We start from the raw sequence: 287 nt of genomic DNA, 5'->3' as shown, positions 1-287 counted from the left end.
CCGCTGACGCTCTACTTTGATGGCGAATGCCCTCTTTGCGCGCGGGAAATCAAGCTCCTGCGCGAACATGCCGTAGACGATCGGCAGTTTTTTGTGGACATCAGTAGCAGCGAATTCGACGCCAGCGAACTCGGATTCAAGCTAGAGCACATGCTGTCTTTGCTGCATGCCCGTTTCGCTGATGGGCGCTGGGTAACCGGTCTGGATGCCACCCTGTGGAGCTGGCGAGCGGCCACTTCACTTTATTGTACATTGATCGTTCTCGTGTATAGGTATTGTATAAGATA

General features: G+C 53.3%; 1 protein-coding gene. It reads left to right on the top strand.

Going from position 1 to position 287, the window contains the following annotated elements; all coding sequences use genetic code 11:
• Positions 1 to 287: thiol-disulfide oxidoreductase DCC family protein (locus AC0L3U_RS39190; RefSeq protein WP_473365090.1), on the top strand; the 287-nt coding region annotated here is incomplete at both ends.

The organism is Bradyrhizobium sp. Kon69, assembly GCF_055807515.1.
The sequence above is the reverse complement of the archived record's forward strand: the minus strand, read 5'-3'. Positions and strand labels throughout refer to the sequence as shown.